The sequence below is a fragment of the Flavobacterium fluviale genome, from assembly GCF_003312915.1.
In the GTDB taxonomy this organism is placed as follows: domain Bacteria; phylum Bacteroidota; class Bacteroidia; order Flavobacteriales; family Flavobacteriaceae; genus Flavobacterium; species Flavobacterium fluviale.
The window spans coordinates 2564680-2584971 of the sequence record NZ_CP030261.1 but is presented as its reverse complement, the minus strand read 5'-3'; the positions used below and the strand labels follow the sequence as shown (position 1 = coordinate 2584971).

Annotated in this window: 17 protein-coding genes; 6 read left to right on the top strand and 11 right to left on the bottom strand. The window is 33.5% G+C overall.

All coding sequences use genetic code 11. The annotated features are described in order from the left end of the window. Positions 1-294: 294 nt before the first annotated feature. The 4 genes from HYN86_RS11355 to HYN86_RS11340 form a co-directional block, all read right to left on the bottom strand. The gene (locus HYN86_RS11355; RefSeq protein WP_113678130.1) at positions 295-1764 is read right to left on the bottom strand and encodes a lipopolysaccharide biosynthesis protein; all 1470 of its coding nucleotides are present in this window, start codon (positions 1762-1764) and stop codon (positions 295-297) included. A gap of 47 nt (positions 1765-1811) precedes the next feature. Then, on the bottom strand, positions 1812-3101 hold the full coding sequence (locus HYN86_RS11350; protein WP_113678129.1) for a glycosyltransferase family 4 protein: 1290 nt from the start codon (positions 3099-3101) through the stop codon (positions 1812-1814). 63 nt (positions 3102-3164) lie between these two features. Further along, complete coding sequence (locus HYN86_RS11345; RefSeq protein ID WP_113678128.1) at positions 3165-5618, bottom strand: YfhO family protein; 2454 nt, start codon at positions 5616-5618, stop codon at positions 3165-3167. A gap of 49 nt (positions 5619-5667) precedes the next feature. Beyond that, positions 5668-5949: a DUF4834 family protein gene (locus HYN86_RS11340; RefSeq protein ID WP_113679919.1), complete on the bottom strand. Its 282-nt coding sequence runs from the start codon at positions 5947-5949 to the stop codon at positions 5668-5670. Positions 5950-6072: 123 nt separating this feature from the next. Here HYN86_RS11340 and HYN86_RS11335 point away from each other — a divergent pair, with 123 nt between their 5' ends. Then, positions 6073-7038, top strand: a complete 966-nt coding sequence (locus HYN86_RS11335) for a transporter (protein ID WP_113678127.1) — start codon at positions 6073-6075, stop codon at positions 7036-7038. 45 nt (positions 7039-7083) lie between these two features. After that, positions 7084-8202: a GTP cyclohydrolase gene (locus HYN86_RS11330; protein ID WP_113678126.1), complete on the top strand. Its 1119-nt coding sequence runs from the start codon at positions 7084-7086 to the stop codon at positions 8200-8202. A 99-nt stretch (positions 8203-8301) separates the two neighbouring features. Here the strand turns inward: HYN86_RS11330 and HYN86_RS11325 are convergent, their stop codons facing one another. Both HYN86_RS11325 and HYN86_RS11320 read right to left on the bottom strand, forming a co-directional pair. After that, entirely contained in the window at positions 8302-8787 is a 486-nt protein-coding gene (locus HYN86_RS11325) for a hypothetical protein (protein ID WP_113678125.1), read from the bottom strand. A gap of 118 nt (positions 8788-8905) precedes the next feature. Next, a complete protein-coding gene (locus HYN86_RS11320; protein ID WP_113678124.1) occupies positions 8906-10165 on the bottom strand; it encodes an aminotransferase class I/II-fold pyridoxal phosphate-dependent enzyme in 1260 nt (419 codons plus the stop codon). Between the two features lie 287 nt (positions 10166-10452). Between HYN86_RS11320 and nirK the strand changes: the two genes are divergently transcribed. Genes nirK through HYN86_RS11305 form a run of 3 tightly spaced genes read left to right on the top strand, consistent with a single transcriptional unit; the run spans position 10453 to position 13283 of the window. Further along, the gene (nirK, locus tag HYN86_RS11315; RefSeq protein WP_394336095.1) at positions 10453-11868 is read left to right on the top strand and encodes a copper-containing nitrite reductase; all 1416 of its coding nucleotides are present in this window, start codon (positions 10453-10455) and stop codon (positions 11866-11868) included. A 16-nt stretch (positions 11869-11884) separates the two neighbouring features. Continuing rightward, a complete protein-coding gene (locus HYN86_RS11310; protein WP_113678122.1) occupies positions 11885-12664 on the top strand; it encodes a formylglycine-generating enzyme family protein in 780 nt (259 codons plus the stop codon). Between the two features lie 16 nt (positions 12665-12680). Further along, positions 12681-13283 (top strand): SCO family protein, encoded by a 603-nt coding sequence (locus HYN86_RS11305; protein WP_113679918.1) that lies wholly within the window; start codon positions 12681-12683, stop codon positions 13281-13283. 521 nt (positions 13284-13804) lie between these two features. Here HYN86_RS11305 and HYN86_RS11300 read toward each other — a convergent pair. From HYN86_RS11300 to HYN86_RS11280, 5 genes are all read right to left on the bottom strand, one after another. Further along, positions 13805-15028 (bottom strand): hypothetical protein, encoded by a 1224-nt coding sequence (locus HYN86_RS11300; protein ID WP_113679917.1) that lies wholly within the window; start codon positions 15026-15028, stop codon positions 13805-13807. A 182-nt stretch (positions 15029-15210) separates the two neighbouring features. Continuing rightward, positions 15211-15942: an iron-sulfur cluster repair di-iron protein gene (ric, locus tag HYN86_RS11295; protein WP_113678121.1), complete on the bottom strand. Its 732-nt coding sequence runs from the start codon at positions 15940-15942 to the stop codon at positions 15211-15213. Positions 15943-15965: 23 nt separating this feature from the next. Next, the gene (locus tag HYN86_RS11290) at positions 15966-18200 is read right to left on the bottom strand and encodes a nitric-oxide reductase large subunit (RefSeq protein ID WP_113679916.1); all 2235 of its coding nucleotides are present in this window, start codon (positions 18198-18200) and stop codon (positions 15966-15968) included. Between the two features lie 88 nt (positions 18201-18288). Further along, on the bottom strand, positions 18289-18813 hold the full coding sequence (azu, locus tag HYN86_RS11285; RefSeq protein ID WP_113678120.1) for an azurin: 525 nt from the start codon (positions 18811-18813) through the stop codon (positions 18289-18291). A gap of 22 nt (positions 18814-18835) precedes the next feature. Next, a complete protein-coding gene (locus tag HYN86_RS11280) occupies positions 18836-19285 on the bottom strand; it encodes an RrF2 family transcriptional regulator (protein WP_113678119.1) in 450 nt (149 codons plus the stop codon). Positions 19286-19486: 201 nt separating this feature from the next. Between HYN86_RS11280 and HYN86_RS11275 the strand changes: the two genes are divergently transcribed. After that, on the top strand, positions 19487-20272 hold the full coding sequence (locus HYN86_RS11275) for an NYN domain-containing protein (protein ID WP_113678118.1): 786 nt from the start codon (positions 19487-19489) through the stop codon (positions 20270-20272). The last annotated feature ends 20 nt before the right edge of the window (positions 20273-20292 follow it).

The window sequence follows — 20292 nt, the reverse complement described above, 5'->3', positions numbered from 1 at the left end:
CAGTGATTTTGTTACAAATAAATCTGCAATTTCTTCAAAGTTGTGCTAAATTTGCAGTATAAAGTTAATTTTTATTAAATTAATTACAAAATAATTACGTGTTAAAATTTTTTATTTAATAAATCGATTTCAATTATTTAACCTTGATGTCAAATTAAAAATGCGAAATCCAGCTTTACTTTTAAAAAAACATACAACTTTTATAGTAGTTTCAGCCTAACTTAAGGCAATTCTAAATCGTTAAAAACAATACAATAGCCGAAGTTTTTAATTAAAGAAATTTAAATATAAAACTTAAATCCTAATTCCAATCTTCTTAAAAATCGAGTCGATAACATTATTTATATCTTTTGAAATTTCGAATTTATAATTCAAATAAACATATAAAATAGTCACCAAAATCGATTTTAAAGCAATACTGATCAATTGGAAAAATGGAAATTCCCAAAAGTAGAAAATCAGGAACAATGCAAAAGTAAGCAGCATTGAGTAAATCGTTTGTTTGGTAAAAGGATAAAGATGAAGTTTCTTAACCACAAACAGCAGCTTAGCTAAACTGTACAAAGTTATAGACAAAAGTGTTGCAAATGCTGAACCGAAAATCCCTAAAATAGGAATAAAGATCATGTTTAAAATAATGGTTAAAACCACTAACATTAAACCTAAATACAACACCATTCGGTAATATTTTGTGTTGAAAATAATGGCATTATTGTTTCCTAAAATCAAATCAAAATATTTAGAAAGGCCAATCATGAATACAACAGAAATTCCACCGCTGTACTCCTTTGGAACTAATTCATATAATTGATTGATATTTACAAAAATACAAAGCATAACAAATCCACCCACCATTTGAAGGTTGATAGAGGTTTTTTTATATAACTGATTTAATTCGTCATATTTGTTTTCATGCATTAATTTAGCTGTAATTGGATACACAATTTGATGCATAGCACGGCTCGGAACAGAAATCACCAAAGCAATATAAGTAGCAACAGAATAATAAGCTATATTTTCAATCTTCATGTATTGATTCAGCATCAATTTATCACCATCTAAAAGCAGATTAGCTACGCTTCCTGATAAAATTATATAAAAAGTATACTCCATTACACTTTTCACATTTTCAGGTATTGTAATCTGAAAATTAGGCTTCTTTATATAAAACGCATACAACATTGTAACAATAAAAGCCATGAAATAAATAGCTGCGGTTACATACACAAATTCAATTAAGCTAATCCATTTAAAATAAAGTCCAATTAAGGCAATTGTAGAAAGCAGTCGTAAACCTACTTCTTTGATAAAATTCCCAAAAACCGAATGCATATGCACTCTAGCCCATGCGTAAAAAATCTCAAAATACGCCATACAAATTCCGATAAAAGGAATCAAAAGCATAAATTCACGAACAACAGGATTTTCCTTTGAAACAAAATCGGTTATATCATCGTAGAAAAAAATTCCAATTAGTCCGAGCGGAATACACATCAAAATTGGAAACAATGCCGTAAAAGACAAAAACTGCTCTCTTTCTTCTTCTGTTTTATACTGCGAATAAAATTTTACCAGTGTATTTTGCATTCCAATTGCAAATAAGGGCATAATTACGTTAGCAGCAGATGTGATATAATTAGTTAAAGCATAATATGTTGCACCAAGAAAAACAGGGTAAAGATATAATGTATTAATGGCCCCGATTCCGAAACCAATATAGGTAATTATAGTATTTTTAAAAGACTGATTTAAGACAATACCCATATTTGGATTTCTGAATTTAAATTTTAGAGTTTAGATTTTTTACAATCTTATGATTTACTAATCAGCTGCGCCAGTTGTCTGGTTAGATTTTTTCTGGAATATTGCTGTAAACCAATTCCGTGTGCCTGCAATTTCCCTTCCAAAAACTGATTAAAAAAGTCCAAAATTACACTTTTTAACCTCGCTTTTTCAGAATAATCAAAAAATACGCCTGTATTAGTTTGTGTCACAATATCTGCAAAATCAGAACCTTCAGGTCCAATAGCTATAATTGGGCGGTTGGAAACCATATATTCAAACAATTTTCCCGGAATAATGCTTTTAGTATCTTCAGAATTAATCTCGATTAAAAGTAAAACTTGAGATTTTCTTTGGTGCGCAACCGCTTCTTTGTGAGAAACGTAACCTACTAAATTCAAATAGTCTTTTAATTGATGTTCTTGTATTGCATCTAAAACTTCTTGACTCACAGCGCCAATAAGTTTAATTTCTAAATGAGATTTAAAATCAGGTACTTCTTTTACTAGTTCAACTAAAACCTCCCACAGAAATGGCGGGTTTCTGTCTGATAAAAAAGAGCCAATATGAGCTAAAGAAAATTTACTGTCTAAGGTCTGTTTTTCTACAGTTTCAACATCATAGCCATTTGTAATAACCGTAATTGGTTTGTTTGTAATAGCCTCAAATTCAGTTTTTGTGGTTTTACTGGTTACAATAATTTCATCCGCCGAATTAAGTACTTTGTGCTCTAAACTTTTATGCTTCTTTTCAGCATATGAGGATAAACGAAGCGCTTTGTGATAGCCGATCGTAGTCCAAGGATCACGAAAATCGGCAAACCATTTTACTTTTAATTTTTGCTGTAACTCTAAACCAATTAAATGCAGACTATGCGGCGGTCCCGAAGTGACAATAGTATCAATATTATTTTCTCTAATATATCTTTCAAGATAAGACACAGAAGGTTTTACCCAAAAAACACGCGCGTCTGGAATAAAAAGATTTCCTCGAACCCAAAGAAAAGTTTTATCCAAAAAAGTCTGCTTTTTCTTTTGCGGGAAAATTCCTGAACTGATTTTTTTGGTCTTATTTTTTGAAAAAACTGAAGCCAGCTGGTAAGGTTCCCAAATTTTGTTTTTTAGAACAATTACCTTATCAGATACTTCGCTAACTAAACCTTCATCAACAATGGGATATGTTGGATTTTCTGGAACATATACGATTGGCTGTACATTAAATTCCGGCAGATATTTTACAAATTTCAACCAGCGCTGTACACCCGGCCCTCCCGCAGGCGGAAAGTAATAGGTAATTATTAAAAGTTTTTTTTGTTCCATTTAAGATTATTCAGTTCCACAGAGATTCGCAAAGAATCCGCTAAGTATCGCAAAGATTTTAAATTATTTTTTATCTCCGTTGTCACTTTGTGAACCTTTGCGGTAGAATTTTTCAAAATAAATTCCTCCAGCTAAAAGCAGTAACATTCCAATTGAACTAATCAGCGTAATTGTTCCTCCAGTTTTTATAACTTGAGGCTCAAATTTAAATTCGATTGTATGTTTTCCTCCTGGAATTTCCATTGCTCTTAAAACATAATCAACAGGGAAATGATCGGTCAATTTACCGTCTATATATGCGTTCCATCCATTTTTATAATACATCTCAGAGAAGACAGCTAAACCATCTTTCTCGTTCTCAGACTTGTATTTAATATAATTTGGTTTATATGTAACTACTTTAATTGTTCCAGTTGTATCAAAAGCTTTCTTTAATCTTGCATTTTGAAATTTACTTTCATGCTCATGAACATTGAAGACCGCTACTTTTTTGGTATCCAGAGTATTCAACGCTTTCATAACGTCGTCTGGTTTGTTAACCAATTTTACAGCACTTACAAACCAAGCATTTCCGTTAGCATCTGGATTTTGAGTCGGAATCTGGCTTCCTTCTTTATCTACTTGAATTACATACTTAACGTTAAGCATATTAAGTATTTCAAGGTTATTTTTAGCAATTTGATAATCATACAATTGCTGCATTCTTCTAGGTCTTACAGCACTATATCCACCAATTGTTTTATGGAAGTACGAAGATCTTCCCTGCAATTGTCCTTGAAGATCAAAAACACGGTAAATCGATGTATCTTTTAAAATCTGAGAATCGGCAGGTGTTTCTTGAAAAGGTGCTGCAATTTGAACTGGACTTACAAAATCTTTTGCAGAAACATATTTTTTGTCCACAAAAAACAAATCAAAAATCATTACAATTCCAACTACAATTAAAGTTGTTCTTTGAGAAAATTTATTTTTAATGAACATCCATAAAATCACAAAAGTAATTACGATTAAAAATCCAGATCGCAATAAATCTGCGTAATACATTGTCATCCTGTCTTCTTTCAGTGCATCCACAAATTCCGGCCCGTAGCTTTCTAAAAAATATTGATCGCTTGCTCCTGTAAAATGGAAAAATCCTTTAGCAATAACTAAAATTGCAATTACTCCTAAGCCAAAAACTCCCGTTTGTACTAAAGCTTTTTGCTGTAATTTTGGTTCATCTTTAGCTTTAAAGAATGACTGCAATCCCATAACAGCCAAAACAGGAAAACACAGTTCTAAAATAACCTGAATAGAAGAAACAGCTCTAAACTTATCATACATTGGTACATACTCTATGAAAAAGTTTGTCAGTAATGAGAAATTTTTTCCCCAAGAAAGCACCAGTGTAAACAAGGCTCCTGTTAGAAATACATATTTGATTTTTCTTTCGTCTATAAACAATGCTAAAACTGCCAAAAAGAACACTACTGCTCCAATATAGGCGGGTGCAGAAACTATTGGCTGATCTCCCCAATAAGTTGGCATTCCTGAAACGAAATCTTGCGCCTGACTTGCTGGAACTCCTTTTTCCAGCATAAATTCGTACATACGGCTGTCTGTACCTACATTTTCGTGGCTTGAACCTCCAAAAATTCGAGGTGCAATTAAATTTAAGCTTTCTGCAATACCATAACTATATTCTGTGATATAATCTGTTGTCATAGCTGCAGTAGTCTCATTTTTAGATCCGTCTGGATTAAAAGTCAGCTCACTTTTATCTCTAATACTGTATTTTGCGTATTCGCTTGTTGCTAATAAATTTCCGGCATTGGCGCCAATTGCAAAAATCCCTGCAACAGTCAAAGTGCCAATTGAAATTAAAAGCGGCTTATATTCTTTGTTTTTAATGAAGTCAAAAGCATAATAACCTGAAAGTATCAATAAGAAAATCAATAGATAATAGGTCATTTGAAAGTGGTTGGCATTAATTTCTAACGCCACGGCAAACATGGTGAGCAGACCTCCCCAGACATATTTTTTCTGAAAGACGAGTATAAAACCCGCAATTACCAAAGGCATATACGCAATCGCGTGAGCTTTGGCATTGTGTCCAACTCCTAAAATAATGATTAAATAAGTAGAAAAACCAAACGCAATGGCTCCAATAAAAGCCTTTAATGGATCTGTTTTTAAAACTAATAACAAACCGTAGAATCCAAGAAAATATAAAAATAAGTAATCTGCAGGACGCGGCAGAAAACGCAGTACATCATCTATTTTCCCAACAAAATCATTTGGATAATTGGCTCCAAGCTGATAAGTCGGCATACCGCCAAAAGCTGAATTGGTCCAATAAGGTTCAGCATTTTCCACTGCTCTAAAATCGTTTTGCTCTTTTGCCATTCCGGTGTATTGAGCGATGTCAGATTGGAAAATTTGTTTTCCTTGTAGAACTGGATAAAAATAAATTAATGAAACAAGGATAAAGCCCAGTACAACAAGGGCGTGCGGATAGAACTTATTTATTATTTTCAATTTTGGCTGGTTTGGGTTAAAATGAATCCTAAATTATCAGGACACAAATCTAATCTATTTCTTCGTAATCAACATACTCTCCCACTTTTTTGGTTTCGCGCGGGTTTTTAGCATTTGCAGTATTAATAATTATTTCGTCTTTAGTATTGGTATTATTATTCTGCCATGTATTACTTTGATATTGCTGTTGTCTTTGAAAATTTTGACTTGCGTTTTCAACAGCCTTTTTCACCAAAACTGGTAAAAAGATTCTAGCTAAGAATTTAAAAATGTAATAAAAGGCAATAATGCCAATAATTAATCTTAAACCTGAAAATGATGCTTCTTGCATAACTGTAAAATTTTTTCCAAAATTAATAAATCCGTTGTTTAAAAATAAAATATGAATCTTAAATAAATAATAAAATATGTACATTTGATATGCGTTATTATATTTTAATCCAAAAAAAATTATATGTCCAAAATTAAAAACTTACTTGCCCCGGTACTTTTTTTTATTCCACAATTGTTTTTTGCACAATATACTGATGTCATCAACTCAAATCGCCCAGGCGAAACTATGTCCGCATACGGTGTTGGAAAATCAGTAATCCAAGCCGAATTAGGAGTTTACGGCATCAAAGAAAAACATGATCTTTTAAATTACGATGCCAGCGGTTTTGGAACCGACTTTTCGCTTAGATACGGCGCTTTTTTTGAACAATTAGAATTTGTTCTTGATGTTCAATATCAAATGGAAAATTTTGACACTCCATTTACCAGCTACAAAAAAAATAATTTCAGGCAGACTGTTTTAGGTGCCAAATATTTAATCTACGATCCTTACAGAAACAAAAAAGAAGTAAACATCTACAGCTATAAAGCCAATCATAGTTTCAATTGGCGTGAATTAATCCCAGCAGTTTCTATATTTGCAGGAGCAAATTTTGTTGGTGCCGACAATCCTTATTATTTTTCGCCGGACGGAGCCATTTCTCCAAAAGTTTCCTTAATTACACAAAATTTATTTGGTGGAGGAAAATGGGTTTTTGTAACTAATATTATTGCTGATTACATTGGAACTGATTATCCAAGTTATGGATATGTATTAACTTTGACACACGGATTTAACGAAAAATGGTCTGGATTTGTAGAAAATCAGGGTTATAAAAGTGATTTTTACAGCGATGCAATTGTTCGCGGCGGAGCGGCTTATCTGCTCTCTCCAAACATGCAGGTTGACGCTTCTATAAGCACCAACTTTAAAAATACGCCTTCTGTTTTGTACGGCGGTGTTGGAATTTCATGGCGTTACGATGGATGGTATAAAGAAAAACAAGATTTAAATAAAGCTCAGGAAAAAGCAAAAAAGAATCCTGAAAATGAAAAAAATGTTGATTACCAAGAAAAAGAAAGAAGACGTAAAGCCAAATACGAATAAATAATAACCAAACTCAACTAAAAAGAGACTCTCAATACCACTTTAATGATTACAATAAAAGAAGCCAAAAGCAAAAAAGAATTAACGGAATATATTAAATTTCCTTTTTCCATATATAAGGATAATCCGTATTGGGTACCGCCCATTATTGCAGACGAATTGGAATCATTCGATAAAACCAAAAATCCTGCTTTTGATAATGCTGAAGCATACTTTTATATGGCTTACAGAGACAACAAGGTTGTGGGACGTATAACTGCTATTATTAATTGGTCTGAAGTCAACAATCAACATAAAAGGAAAGTACGTTTTGGCTGGTTTGATGTTATTGATGATATCGAAGTAACTAAGGCTTTGCTTGAAAAGGTTTTTGAACTAGGAAGAAAACATAATCTTGAGCATGCCGAAGGACCAATGGGATTCTCAAATTTAGATAAAGTTGGTGTCCTTACAGAAGGTTACGATCAAGTTGGAACAATGATCACTTGGTACAATCATCCGTATTATGTTACGCATTTAGAGCAGTTAGGTTTTCAAGTTGAGAAACAATATATCGAAAGTATATTTCCTTTTTCTAATGTAAAACCAGAGTTTTTCTTAAAAGCGCAGGCTTTAATTAAAAAACGCTACGAACTTCGAGCACTCAATTTCACTAAGACAAAAGACATTATGCCTCACGTAGATAAAATGTTCGATTTGTTTAACGAAAGCTACGCTAAACTTGCTTCGTTTGTTGCAATTTCTGATATCCAAAAAGAGTATTTTAAAAAGAAATACATCAGTTTTATCAATCCAGAATACATCAAATTTGTTGTGGATAAAGATGATAATTTAGTAGCCTTCAGTATTGTAATGCCAAGTTTTACAGAAGCATTGCAAAAAATTAAAGGAAAATTATTTCCGTTTGGTTTTTTACAGTTATTAAAAGCCAAAAAACACAGTAAAGATGTTGTTTTTTACCTCATCGGAGTTCATCCTGATTACCAGAATAAAGGTGTAACGGCAATTATTTTTGATGAATATTATAAAACATTTTCAGAAAAGGGAATTCGAAATTGTATTAGAACTCCAGAATTATTAGAGAACAACGCAATTCACTTACTTTGGAAAAACTTCGATCCAATCATTCACTGTCAGAGAAAGACTTATTTGAAGAATCTTTAATTAGTTCTTAGTACTTAGTTTCTTAGTCATTAGTTTTAAGCATAAAAAAATCCATTCGCCCCCAAAACGAATGGATTTTTCACATTTAAACACTCTTATTTATTCTACTTTGCAATCTACTTTTGTTAATGTATTTTTTGCGTCAAATTTTAGTTTTGTTTTATCTTTAAAAGAAACTTTGTCATTTGCTGTTACTACATCGCCGTATCCTTCAATGAAAGTACCGTCTTTTTGTAAAAAAGCAACTTCTCTAACAGATGAAACTCCTTCTGAACTAAAAGTATAATCGGCAATTAAAGTATCGCCTTTCATGTTACCAATCAGCGTTCCTTCATTTCTATCTTTTCCTACTAAATTGTAGCTTAATTTTCCGTTTACTTCTTGATGTGAGTTTACATTAAAACTCATTTCAATAATACTGCCGCCGGCTTTCCAAGCATAACATTGATCTCCTGCTGGTTCTACAATTTCTGCTTCTTTTGGCGGACTTGGTGTTATTTGTACTGGCTCTGTTGTAGTTGTTTCTTTTTTACAAGATACCAGAACCGTCAAAATAAGGGTCGTTAGTGTTAATACTCTTCTCATAATTGTTATTTTTATTTTGTGATTATGATATAAAGTTACCTTAAATAAAAAAAAATCCATTCGCATAACGAATGGATTTTTTACATAATTCCCACCTAAGGAAATCTATTTTTATGAATTACGAAACGTCTACTGTAGTACGTTCTGCAATTTCTTTATAAGTTCCGTTTACCAATTTCTCACGAATCGCTTCGAAAGCTGTTAACGTTTCATCGATATCAGCTAGAGTATGAGAAGCCGTTGGGATCATTCTTAATAAAATAATTCCTTTTGGAATAACTGGATAAACAACAATAGAAAGGAAAATACCGTAGTTTTCTCTTAAATCGTTTACCATTACCATTGCCTCAGGAATACTTCCTTCCAAATAAACTGGTGTAATACAAGTATTTGTATCTCCAATATTAAATCCTTTTTCTTTAAGACCACTTTGTAATGCATTTACATTTTCCCAAAGTTTATCTTTAATTTCAGAAGAATTACGCAATAATTCTAAACGCTTCAAAGAACCGATTGTCTGGATCATTGGTAACGCTTTTGCAAACATTTGAGAACGTAAATTGTATTTTAAGTAATCTATAACTGTTTTATCAGCCGCTACGAAAGCACCAATATTAGCCATAGATTTTGCAAAAGTAGAGAAGTAAACATCAATATCGTCTTGAACTCCCTGCTCCTCACCTGCTCCAGCACCTGTTTTACCAAGTGTACCAAAACCGTGTGCATCATCTACTAATAAACGGAAATTGTATTTTTGTTTTAAGGCAACAATCTCTTTTAGTTTTCCTTGCTGTCCGCGCATTCCAAAAACACCTTCGGTAATAAATAAAATACCACCGCCTGTTTCTTCTGCCATTTTAGTAGCACGCTGCAAGTTTTTCTCCATACTTTCAAGATCATTGTGTTTGTATGTGAAACGCTTACCCATGTGCAAACGAACACCATCAATGATACAAGCATGTGAATCTACATCATAAACAATAATATCATTTTTAGTAACCAAAGCATCAATGATAGAAACCATTCCTTGGTAACCAAAATTCAATAAATAAGCAGATTCTTTCATAACAAAAGATGCTAATTCATTTTCTAACTGCTCATGATAAGTAGTGTGTCCAGACATCATACGAGCTCCCATAGGATAAGCTGCACCAAACTGAGCTGCTGCATCTGTATCTGCTTTACGAACTTCTGGATGATTAGCTAAACCTAAATAATCATTTAAACTCCAGTTTAAAATATTTTTTCCGTGAAAAGTCATTCTAGGACCCAACTCACCTTCTAACTTTGGGAAAACGTAATAACCTTCTGCTTGAGAAGCCCATTTTCCTAACGGTCCTTTATTGTCCTGAATTCTTTCGAATAAATCTTTTACCATAATATAGTGTAGTAATTTTTTTAACTTAATCAGCGAGCAAAATTAATCATTATTATTCTAAAATTCAGAGTGTCATTTATTTTTATTAAAAAATAATCAACAAGCTTTTGTTAGTAAGATTTACCTTCTAGAAACATCCTGCTAAATTTCATCAATTATCTTACAATTCTTACCAAACATGATTTTTATCATAATAAAAGACAAATCAGTCTTTTATTTTTGAGTCATAATTTAAACGATAACAAAACCAAAGTATTATGAAAAGTAATTACAAATTTTGGATTAAAATGAACATTATATTTTGTTCATTTTTTATGCTTTTTCTGTTCGGAAGCTGCAAGAAAAATGAGGCGCATAATTATGCCGATATTATGACCGAAGGTGAAATGGATGCTGAGCTTACTTCGCCTCCTCACGTTCCAAAACCAGTTGGAAATAGAACAGCCATGAAATTGAAATTAAACATGGAAATAAAAGAACAGGAAGGTACAATGACTGATGGTGTAAAATATACATACTGGACATTTGGAGGTTCTGTTCCGGGAAGTTTCATTAGAACACGTGTTGGAGATGAAGTAGAATTTCATTTAAAAAACCATCCCGATAACAAATTACCGCACAATATAGATTTACACGCTGTAACGGGTCCCGGCGGAGGAGCAACTTCTTCTCTTGTAGCACCTGGACATGAAAAAGTATTCAGTTTTAAAGTCATTAATCCAGGATTGTATGTGTATCACTGCGCAACTGCTCCCGTAGGAATGCACATTGCAAATGGTATGTACGGATTAATTTTGGTTGAACCTGAAGGCGGACTTCCTCCTGTTGATAAAGAGTACTACGTAATGCAGGGTGATTTTTATACTCAAGGCGAATATGGCGCAAAAGGTCTTCAGCCATTTGATATGAATAAAGCGGTTAAAGAAACTCCCGATTATGTGGTATTTAATGGAAAAGTAGGTTCTTTAACAAATGGAGGTGAATTAACTGCAAAAGTGGGCGAAACAGTTCGTTTGTTTGTTGGAAACGGCGGTCCAAATTTAGTTTCTTCTTTCCATGTTATTGGAGAAATATTTGACAATGTGCATGTTGAAGGCGGAAGTACAGTAAATAAAAATGTTCAGACTACTTTAATCCCAGCGGGAGGTGCTGCAATTGTAGATTTTAAAGTAGAAACTCCAGGAACTTTTATCTTGGTTGACCATTCTATTTTCAGGGCATTTAATAAAGGCGCTTTGGGAATGTTGAAAGTCGAGGGAAAAGAAAACAAAAACGTTTACTCTGGAACTATCCAAGAAGGTATTTACCTACCTGAAGGCGGCACCATTCAGAAAATGCCGGGAAGTACAACTGCAAAAGCTGCAATTTCAAAACGTACCGTTGAAGAAAAAGTAAAAATTGGTAAAGATATTTTTGGAACCACTTGTTTTGCTTGTCATCAATCTGAAGGTCAGGGAATTCCAGGCACTTTCCCTCCTCTAGCAAAATCAGATTATTTAAATGCCGATTCTAAACGTGCAATTAAAACAATTCTTCATGGTTTGACTGGAGAAGTAACCGTTAACGGTAAAAAATACAATAACGTAATGCCTGCTCAGAATTTATCTGACGACGAAATCGCAAATGTATTGACTTACATTTATAATAGCTGGGGTAATAACAAAACAGAAGTCACACCAGAAATGGTTAAAGCTTTAAGATAACAGCAAAACTTCTAGCATGAAAAAATACATTTTCATACTTACAATTTTCTTTTTCTCTGCGGTTAGTGTCGTGAAGGCTCAGGAAAAAGGGATGGCTTTCATAAAAGAGGGATCTTATGTCCCTCTTTATGGAGCTGTTTCTAAAAATCCAATTCAAGTAAAATCTTTTTACATAGATATTTATCCTGTCACGAATAGTCAGTTTTTAGAGTTTGTCAAAAAGAATCCTTCTTATCAAAAATCAAAGATTAAAGGGATTTTTGCTGATAAAAGCTATTTGTCCTACTGGACAACTGATTTTGATTTTGGAAATGCCAAACCTAAATCGCCAGTAACAAGTGTATCTTGGTTTGCAGCAAAAAAATACTGCGAATGCGAAGGAAAACGTCTGGCAACAATGGATGAATGGGAATATGTAGCAATGGCCGACACCAGAAAAATCGATGCGCGAACCAAAAAAGAACTCAACGAATACATTTTGTCTTGGTATGAGAAATCGAGAACGTATGAAAATGAGATTGGAAAAACTTTCAAAAATTATTGGGGAGTTTACGACATGCATGGTTTAGTTTGGGAATGGACGTCTGATTTCAATAGCATTTTTTTATCAGGAGAATCTAGAAAAGACAAAAGCACTGATAAAAATCTCTTTTGCGGAAGCGGATCTGTAAATGCATCCGATTTAATGGATTATGCAGCATTTATGCGTTATGCATTCAGAGGAAGCTTGAAAGCACAGTATTCGACTCGAAATCTTGGATTTAGATGTGCCAGCACAACAAAACCGAAAATCTAATTTTAAATATTTAAAAATGAAAAAAATAACAATTGCCTTTTTGATTCTTACATTGTCGTTTTACGGTTGTAAAAAAGCAGAGACCCAATCAGAAAACAAAGCAGAAACAAAAAAGGAAATCAGTGATTTATCAATTTACAATCTGCCTTCTCAATGGACAACGCAAGATGGAAAAGATATTGAATTAAAATCGCTTAGGGGAAATGTTTTGGTAATGGTGATGATTTATACCAGTTGCAAATCGGCTTGCCCAAGATTAGTTGCCGACATGCGGGATATAGAATCAAAACTGGAGAAAAAGACAAAACAGCATGTCAAATTGATTTTGGTCAGCATTGATCCAAATACTGATACGCCCGAAAGATTAAAGTCGTTTGCAATTGAAAATAAAATGAATCAAGATCCTTGGATTTTCCTTCGTTCAACTGAAGAAAACACTCGTGAATTTGCAGCGGTTTTAGCAGTAAATTACAAGAAAATTTCTCCAATAGATTTTTCGCATTCCAATATTATTAGTGTTTTTAATCCAGAAGGAGAATTAATTTTTCAGCAGGAAGGTTTAGGTGTAAACAATGAGAAAACAATTGAAGCAATAAATCTGGAAGCAGGGAAAATATAGATATTTAAATAGGTTAATTAGTAGAAACAAGAGCAACTTTAGAAATAAATTGACTCTTGTTTTTTATTTACATAAAAAGCTAAGTCAAGCTTCGGAGAAGCGAAATATTTATAGAAAAATCTAAATCATCTACATAGAGAGCTCCAGCGGAGCGAAATATTTATCAGGTTAACGAATTATATTTCTAATCTGATTCTATAAATATATCGCTCCGCTGGAGCTTTTTATCTTCGCCAAACGTTTTTTATAAATATGTCGTCCCACTGGGACTTATTTTCTAGAACTCGTATCGCTTCGGAGAAGCGAAATATTTATAGAAAAATCTGAATCATCTACATAGAGAGTTCCAGCGGAGCGAAATATTTATTAGGTTAACGAATTATATTTCTAATATGATTCTATAAATATATCGCTCCGCTGGAGCTTTTTATCTTCGCCAAACGTTTTCTATAAATATTTCGCTTCTCCGAAGTTTTACAATATGTCATTCCTCTGCTATAAATATATCGTCCCACTGGGACTTATTTGATATGGCAATATAAATTTCGCCTAATTATCGAACTCATCATTAAAACCAATCCCAAAACCAAAAGAATACTGAATATCAAAATACTTTGAAAATACCCTGGAATGCTCGCTTCTCCAAAAAAGAAAAACCAGCCTTGAAGAAATAGCAAAACTTCTGTCAAAATATATCCTAAAATAAAACACTTTACTCCTATTTTTAATGTTGAAGAATTGGCAGAAAGCATTTTATTTTGAAATAGAATCCCAAACAAAAACCCTGTTATGATTCCTAAAGTCGTTAAGTGAATAAAACCAATTACAAAATTTCTGATTTGATGTGAAACTTCAGCCAAATTGGGAAAAATAGTCAGCAATTGAATTCCGATTTTTAGAATTAAAGAACATAAAGCCAAACCATAAACGATTTTAGTCGTTTTATCTAAAGTGCTTTTGAAGTGACGAATTTGAGGCTTTAGCATTTTATAGAAGTAAATAAAAGCTGCTAACTGAATTAAAACTCCCAAACCATTTATATAACTCAAAATAGCATTTTCGATAAACCAACGCACTGGAAAACAAACTGTCAGTAATGTGGAAACAATCATTAAAAAATAAAATCTCTTAAACTTTACCTCATCTATTTTGTCTTGAAATTGTTTTAAAAACAAAGCTAAAATTGCCAATATAAACCAGCCACTAAATTGAAAATGAAGAAAAAACTGAATCGCAATTTGATAAAAAGCGCTTTGTTTTTCTAATGTGCTCACGGCTGGGCCAAGACACCAAACTCCGAAAGTCGATAAAATCATAAACAAAATTGAAGTTAGTAAAAGTCTTTCAGCGGGAGATTTTTCTTTAGAACAATCTTTCCAAACCAAACGACAGAAAACATAACTGAGCAAAATATGCATGGTTGAAAATACAATCGAAAACAAAGCGTAGCCCTGAATAGGAAAAGCAATCATCATTCCGATTACTGAAAACTCTGTCAGCCAAAATAAGCGGTTGTAAATAGGTTTCTGACTTTTTTCTTTTGGAATAAAAAAACGAACAATCAAAACATAAACGATCAAATAAACCCAGCCAAGCATTGCAACGTGTGAATGCGCATGAAGCAAGAAGCTGTAGTTTAGAAAATCTAACGGAAAGAGATACATAAAACGCATTAATAATCCGAAAACGCAAGCAATCAGAAAATTAAAAAAACAGCAAACTATCCAAGCTTTTTGAGAATTCATAATATTAAGTTTTATAACTATATAAGTCATATAAGAAATTATAAGTTTGGTTTAAATGAACTTATATGACTTATATGGTTTAAAAGTTATCCGTTAAAAATAAGATTTCTTGAAATAAAAAACACTGATAATTATCAGGTCAGATAGCTTATCGGTACTTTTCGAACTATTAAAATTAACCTCTATTCTACTGCAACAAAGTCTTTTTCTAAAATAACAGCTTTTGGAAATAAGATATTATTCTCTAAATGTATGTGTTTGTGCAAATCTGCTTCAAACTCTCTCAACATAGCAAACGTTACTCTGTATGTAGTACAGGCATCTGCTGGTGGCGTATAATCATTGGTTAAAGCCGCAATTTCTCTAAAACGTTGCCCTTCATTATCGTGTTCGTGCATCATCATTGCAATCGGATTTGAAACTGTCCCGAAAGATGGCTGAGATAAAATTCCATCAGACTCCCTAGTTTTTACCATTCTTTTTATAAAAGGAAATAAAATCAATTCTTCTTTCTTCATGTGCTGCGACAATTCACCTGCACAGCCAATAAAAAGTTCGTTTATTTTAAACAATTCAGGATGAATTGAACCATGAACTTTACATAATTTATCTAAAAATGGAAGCAGAACATTTGTTTTTTCTTCCACATAACGGTGATGTGTTTTTTCAATGTAATCTGCCAATAAATCTAACGGCCAGGAGTTGAAATCAATACTGCCATTATTTTCTGATTGTGCAACCTGAAGCACATTTTCTAATAAGATATCTGCATCAATGTTTTGTTTTTCGCAAACTTCAGTAACTGTTCGGTTCCCTTTGCAACAAAAATCAATTCTATATTTCGAGAAAACTGCGGCCGTTCTAAAATCTTCAGCCACAAAAGATCCTATTGTTTTGTTTTTTAAATTTTCCATGATAATCAATTTTAAATATGTTTTTATTTTTTGTTTTTTAATGTCAGTTCAAATACAAACCAAGCCATTGTAATAAATCCGATTCCAAAGATGGAATCTCCAATGGCACGAAGCCATTTTAAAGTAATCATTGTTGGCTGCTGCATTAATTCTGATGAACGCGCATACCACATTCCGTGATTGATACTTTCAATTGCCTGCCAAACTCCAATTGGAAGTAAACTCAATATTGCCATTAGGAATAAACCAATATTTAAAGACCAGAAAGTGATTTTTAGCAGTTTGTTATTCCAGCTAACAGTTCGATATAAACTTCTCAATACAAATAAAACCAGACCAATTCCTAACATTCCATAAACTCCGAACAAAGCGGTATGTCCGTGCAAAGGCGTTGTATTCAACCCTTGTACATAATAAAGCGCGATTGGCGGATTAATAATGAATCCGAAGATTCCGGCGCCAAGGAAATTCCAAAATGCCACAGAAATCATGAAATAAATTGGCCATTTATAATCGGCAATCCATTGTGTTGATTTTGAGATTTTATAGTTTTGATATGCTTCAAATCCGATTAAAGTCAGCGGAACCACTTCTAAAGCACTGAATGTTGCCCCCAAAGCCATAATTGCTGTTGGCGTTCCCGAGAAATACAAGTGGTGGAATGTTCCTAAAATACCTCCAGACATGAAAATAATGGTTGCAAAAAGCACATTCAATGTCGCCGTTTTGGTTTTTAATAATCCCAGACGAACGAACAAGAACGCAATTACAACAGTTGCAAATACTTCAAAGAATCCTTCAACCCAAAGATGAACTACCCACCATCTCCAATATTCGGCAATTGCTAAATTGGTTTGTCTTCCCCACATTAATCCAGCTCCGTAGAACATGGCAATTGCAGTACAAGAAACTAAGAACAAAATAATTAAGTTTTTTTCTTCTGTTTTTTTCTTTAAAACAGGAAGCAGCGGACGAATCATTAAAGCAAGCCATAAAAACAATCCCACTAAAAGGAAAATCTGCCAAAAGCGTCCTAAATCAACATATTCATATCCTTGATGTCCAAACCAGAAATTTTGAACTAAATTCAGTTTTTGCATTACTCCAAACCATTGCCCAGCCATTGATCCTAAAACAATAATCAATAAAGCGACGAACAAAAAGTTTATCCCAAAACACTGAAATTTAGGATCTTTACCAGAAACTGCTGGAGCAATATATAGTCCTGTTGCCAGCCAAGCCGTTGCAATCCAGAAAATAGCCAATTGCGTATGCCATGTTCGTGTCACAGAGTAAGGCAGAATTTGATCTATTGGAATACCATACAAACCATTTCCTTCCACTCCATAATGTGCGGTGATAATTCCGAAAACCATTTGTAAAACCATCAGCAGACTTACAATCCAGAAATATTTGGTTACCAATCCCATTGATTTTGTTTTTCCCTGCTTAATAATCGGATCTTCTTTTGGAAGCGGAAATTCTTCTTCTTCACCAGATTTTGCATGATAGAAAACTAAGATTCCAACACTTAAAATCAATAAAATAATACTTACTCCAGACCAAGCCAAAAGCTCTGTAGTTGCAGTATTTCCAACCAATTCATCTGACGGCCAGTTGTGCGTGTATGAAATATTAGAATCAGGACGATTCGTAACTGTCGCCCAAGTTGCCCAGAAGAAAAAGGCATTCATTTTATGCATTCTTTCCACATCTGTAATAGAATTTTTCGGAATTGCATATTCTTCTCTCAATTTATCAAACTGAGGATCATTCGTAAAAAGACCTTTATAATATTCGCTTAGACTTTCTATTGCTGCAACCCTATTTTCAGAAATCGTAAGGATACCGGTGTTCGCATTGTAACGATTGGTCCGCACATCTTTCTGTAAACGAATTTTTAAAGCCGATTGTTTTTCAGCATCTAATTCGTCAAACTTTTTATTAAAATCTTCTTTAGCAAAGCTATTTAGTATAAAAACAGCTTCGCGGTGCAGCCAGTCAGCAGTCCAGTCTGGGGCTACATAGGCGCCGTGTCCCCAGATCGATCCCACTTCCTGACCTCCTATACTCTGCCAGATATTTTGTCCGTCTTTAATTTCGCTTTCGCTAAAAATAATTTTTCCTGAATCTGAAATAATCTCCCTTGGAACCGGCGGTGCCTGCTGATAAATTTCATATCCATAATAACCAAGCACTGCAAATGATATGCTCATTACCAATGCAAAAATGATCCATAGTTTTTTTTCTCTTTTCATCTCTTTCGAATTAATAAAAGACAATTTTATCTTTTATTGGTTTTTAAAAAAACTTCAAATCCATTAAGAAATTTGAAGTCTTTTCTATTTACTCTACAATTAAAACACCTTTCATCATAGCCACGTGGCCAGGGAAAGAGCATATAAATGGGTATGATCCTTTTTTATCAATTGTAAACTCGATTGTATCTTCTTCTCCACCGCCTAACAATTTCGTGTGAGCGATAACTGAAGCTTTTTCAGATTCTGGAATATAATCGGTTGCTTTTGCATCATTCGCCTTAAGCGCAAAAGCAGATTGGTCTGTTCCCTCTTGTAATATTACTAAATTATGTCCCATTGCTTCTTTTGGAATTTTCCCAACATGTTTCAAAGTCAATTTGATTGGCTTTCCAGCAACAGCGTGTAATTCACTTGTATTAAACTGCATTTGATCATTTCCTTCAATAATTAGCACATTTTCTTCTGTCGACGTTACTGGCGCAGCTTCTCCTTCAGTAGAAGGTTCAGTCGTTTCTGTCTGATCAGCTGGAGCTGTTTCTTTTTTACCGCAAGAAGTAACTGCTAAAAATCCCATTAGGATCATTATTGAAATTTTGGTTTTTGTATTCATTTTTAAGATAATTTATAAAATATTAATCGTTTGTATTTAATGTTTTAAGGAAGAAATCACCAGATTTTACATCTGAAGCTAATTGTTCTAACGTTGTTTTAGTGAGCATTTCTAATAGCAGGCCTCTTATTTTTTTAAATTCGTGATGCACAGGACAAGGATGCACTTCAGAACATTCTTTAAGTCCAATACCGCAGCCGCTGTAAATTTTACTGCCGTCTATAGCATCTACAATCTGAATTAATTTTATGGATTTTACTGCTTCATTAGAAACCTCAAAGCCGCCTCCTACACCTTTTGCAGAGTGAATAATTCCATTTTTGGTAAGAATCTGCATGATTTTAGCCGTAAACGGTTCTGGAGAATCGATTTCTTTTGCCACATCTTTTATTCCAACCCTAATTCCTTTTGAAGATTTGGTTGCAATAAATATTGAAGCTCTAATTCCGTACTCACAGGCTTTTGAAAACATACATTTCTCTATTAATTGGACACAAAGGTAAAGAGATTTAAAATAAAAGACAAATTTATCTTTAATTAATTTTTAGTTTATCCAATATTATTTATAATGAAAATAATTAGTGCTTTTCGAAACACTTATTCATCATTCAATTCTTATAAAAACCAATTTTAATTTTAACTTTGAATATACTTAATTTCTAATATTGAAATAATGCCTTTAACCAACTCAAAAGATTTAAAACTGGCTGTCCTTATAGATGCCGACAACGTACCTTACAGCAATGTAAAAGGCATGATGGAAGAGATCGCAAAACTGGGAACACCAACTACTAAAAGGATTTATGCCGACTGGACCAAACCTAATGCGAACGGATGGAAAGGCGTTTTATTGGAACATGCCATTACTCCTATTCAGCAATACAGTTATACCGTTGGAAAAAACTCATCAGATTCGGCTTTGATTATTGATGCTATGGATCTTTTGTACTCTGGAAAATTAGACGGTTTCTGTATCGTTTCAAGCGACAGTGATTTTACACGTCTGGCCATTCGTTTGAGAGAATCCGGTATGAAAGTAATTGGTATTGGTGAGAAGAAAACTCCAAGCTCGTTTATTGTTGCCTGTGACAGATTTATTTATATTGAAGTTCTAGACGGTGCCATACAGAAGAAAAAACCAAAAACCACAACTGCAGCTGCAGATACTAAAAAACCAGTTGAAAAACCAGCTGAGAAAGCACTCCATAAAGTTGACAAACAAACTATTGAGCTTATAGAAGCCACAATTGAAGATCTTGAAGATGATGACGGATGGGCGTTCTTAGGAGATGTCGGCAACTTGGTTGTGAAGAAAAAACCTGAATTTGACCCTCGAAATTATGGCTATTCCAAGCTTACGCCAATGTTAAAATCGCTGACAGATATTCTGGAGATTGATGAAAGAGAATCAGACAAAAAAGGAATCAAGCACGTTTACGTTCGTTTAAGATTCAATTAATTACGCATTTATTACCTATT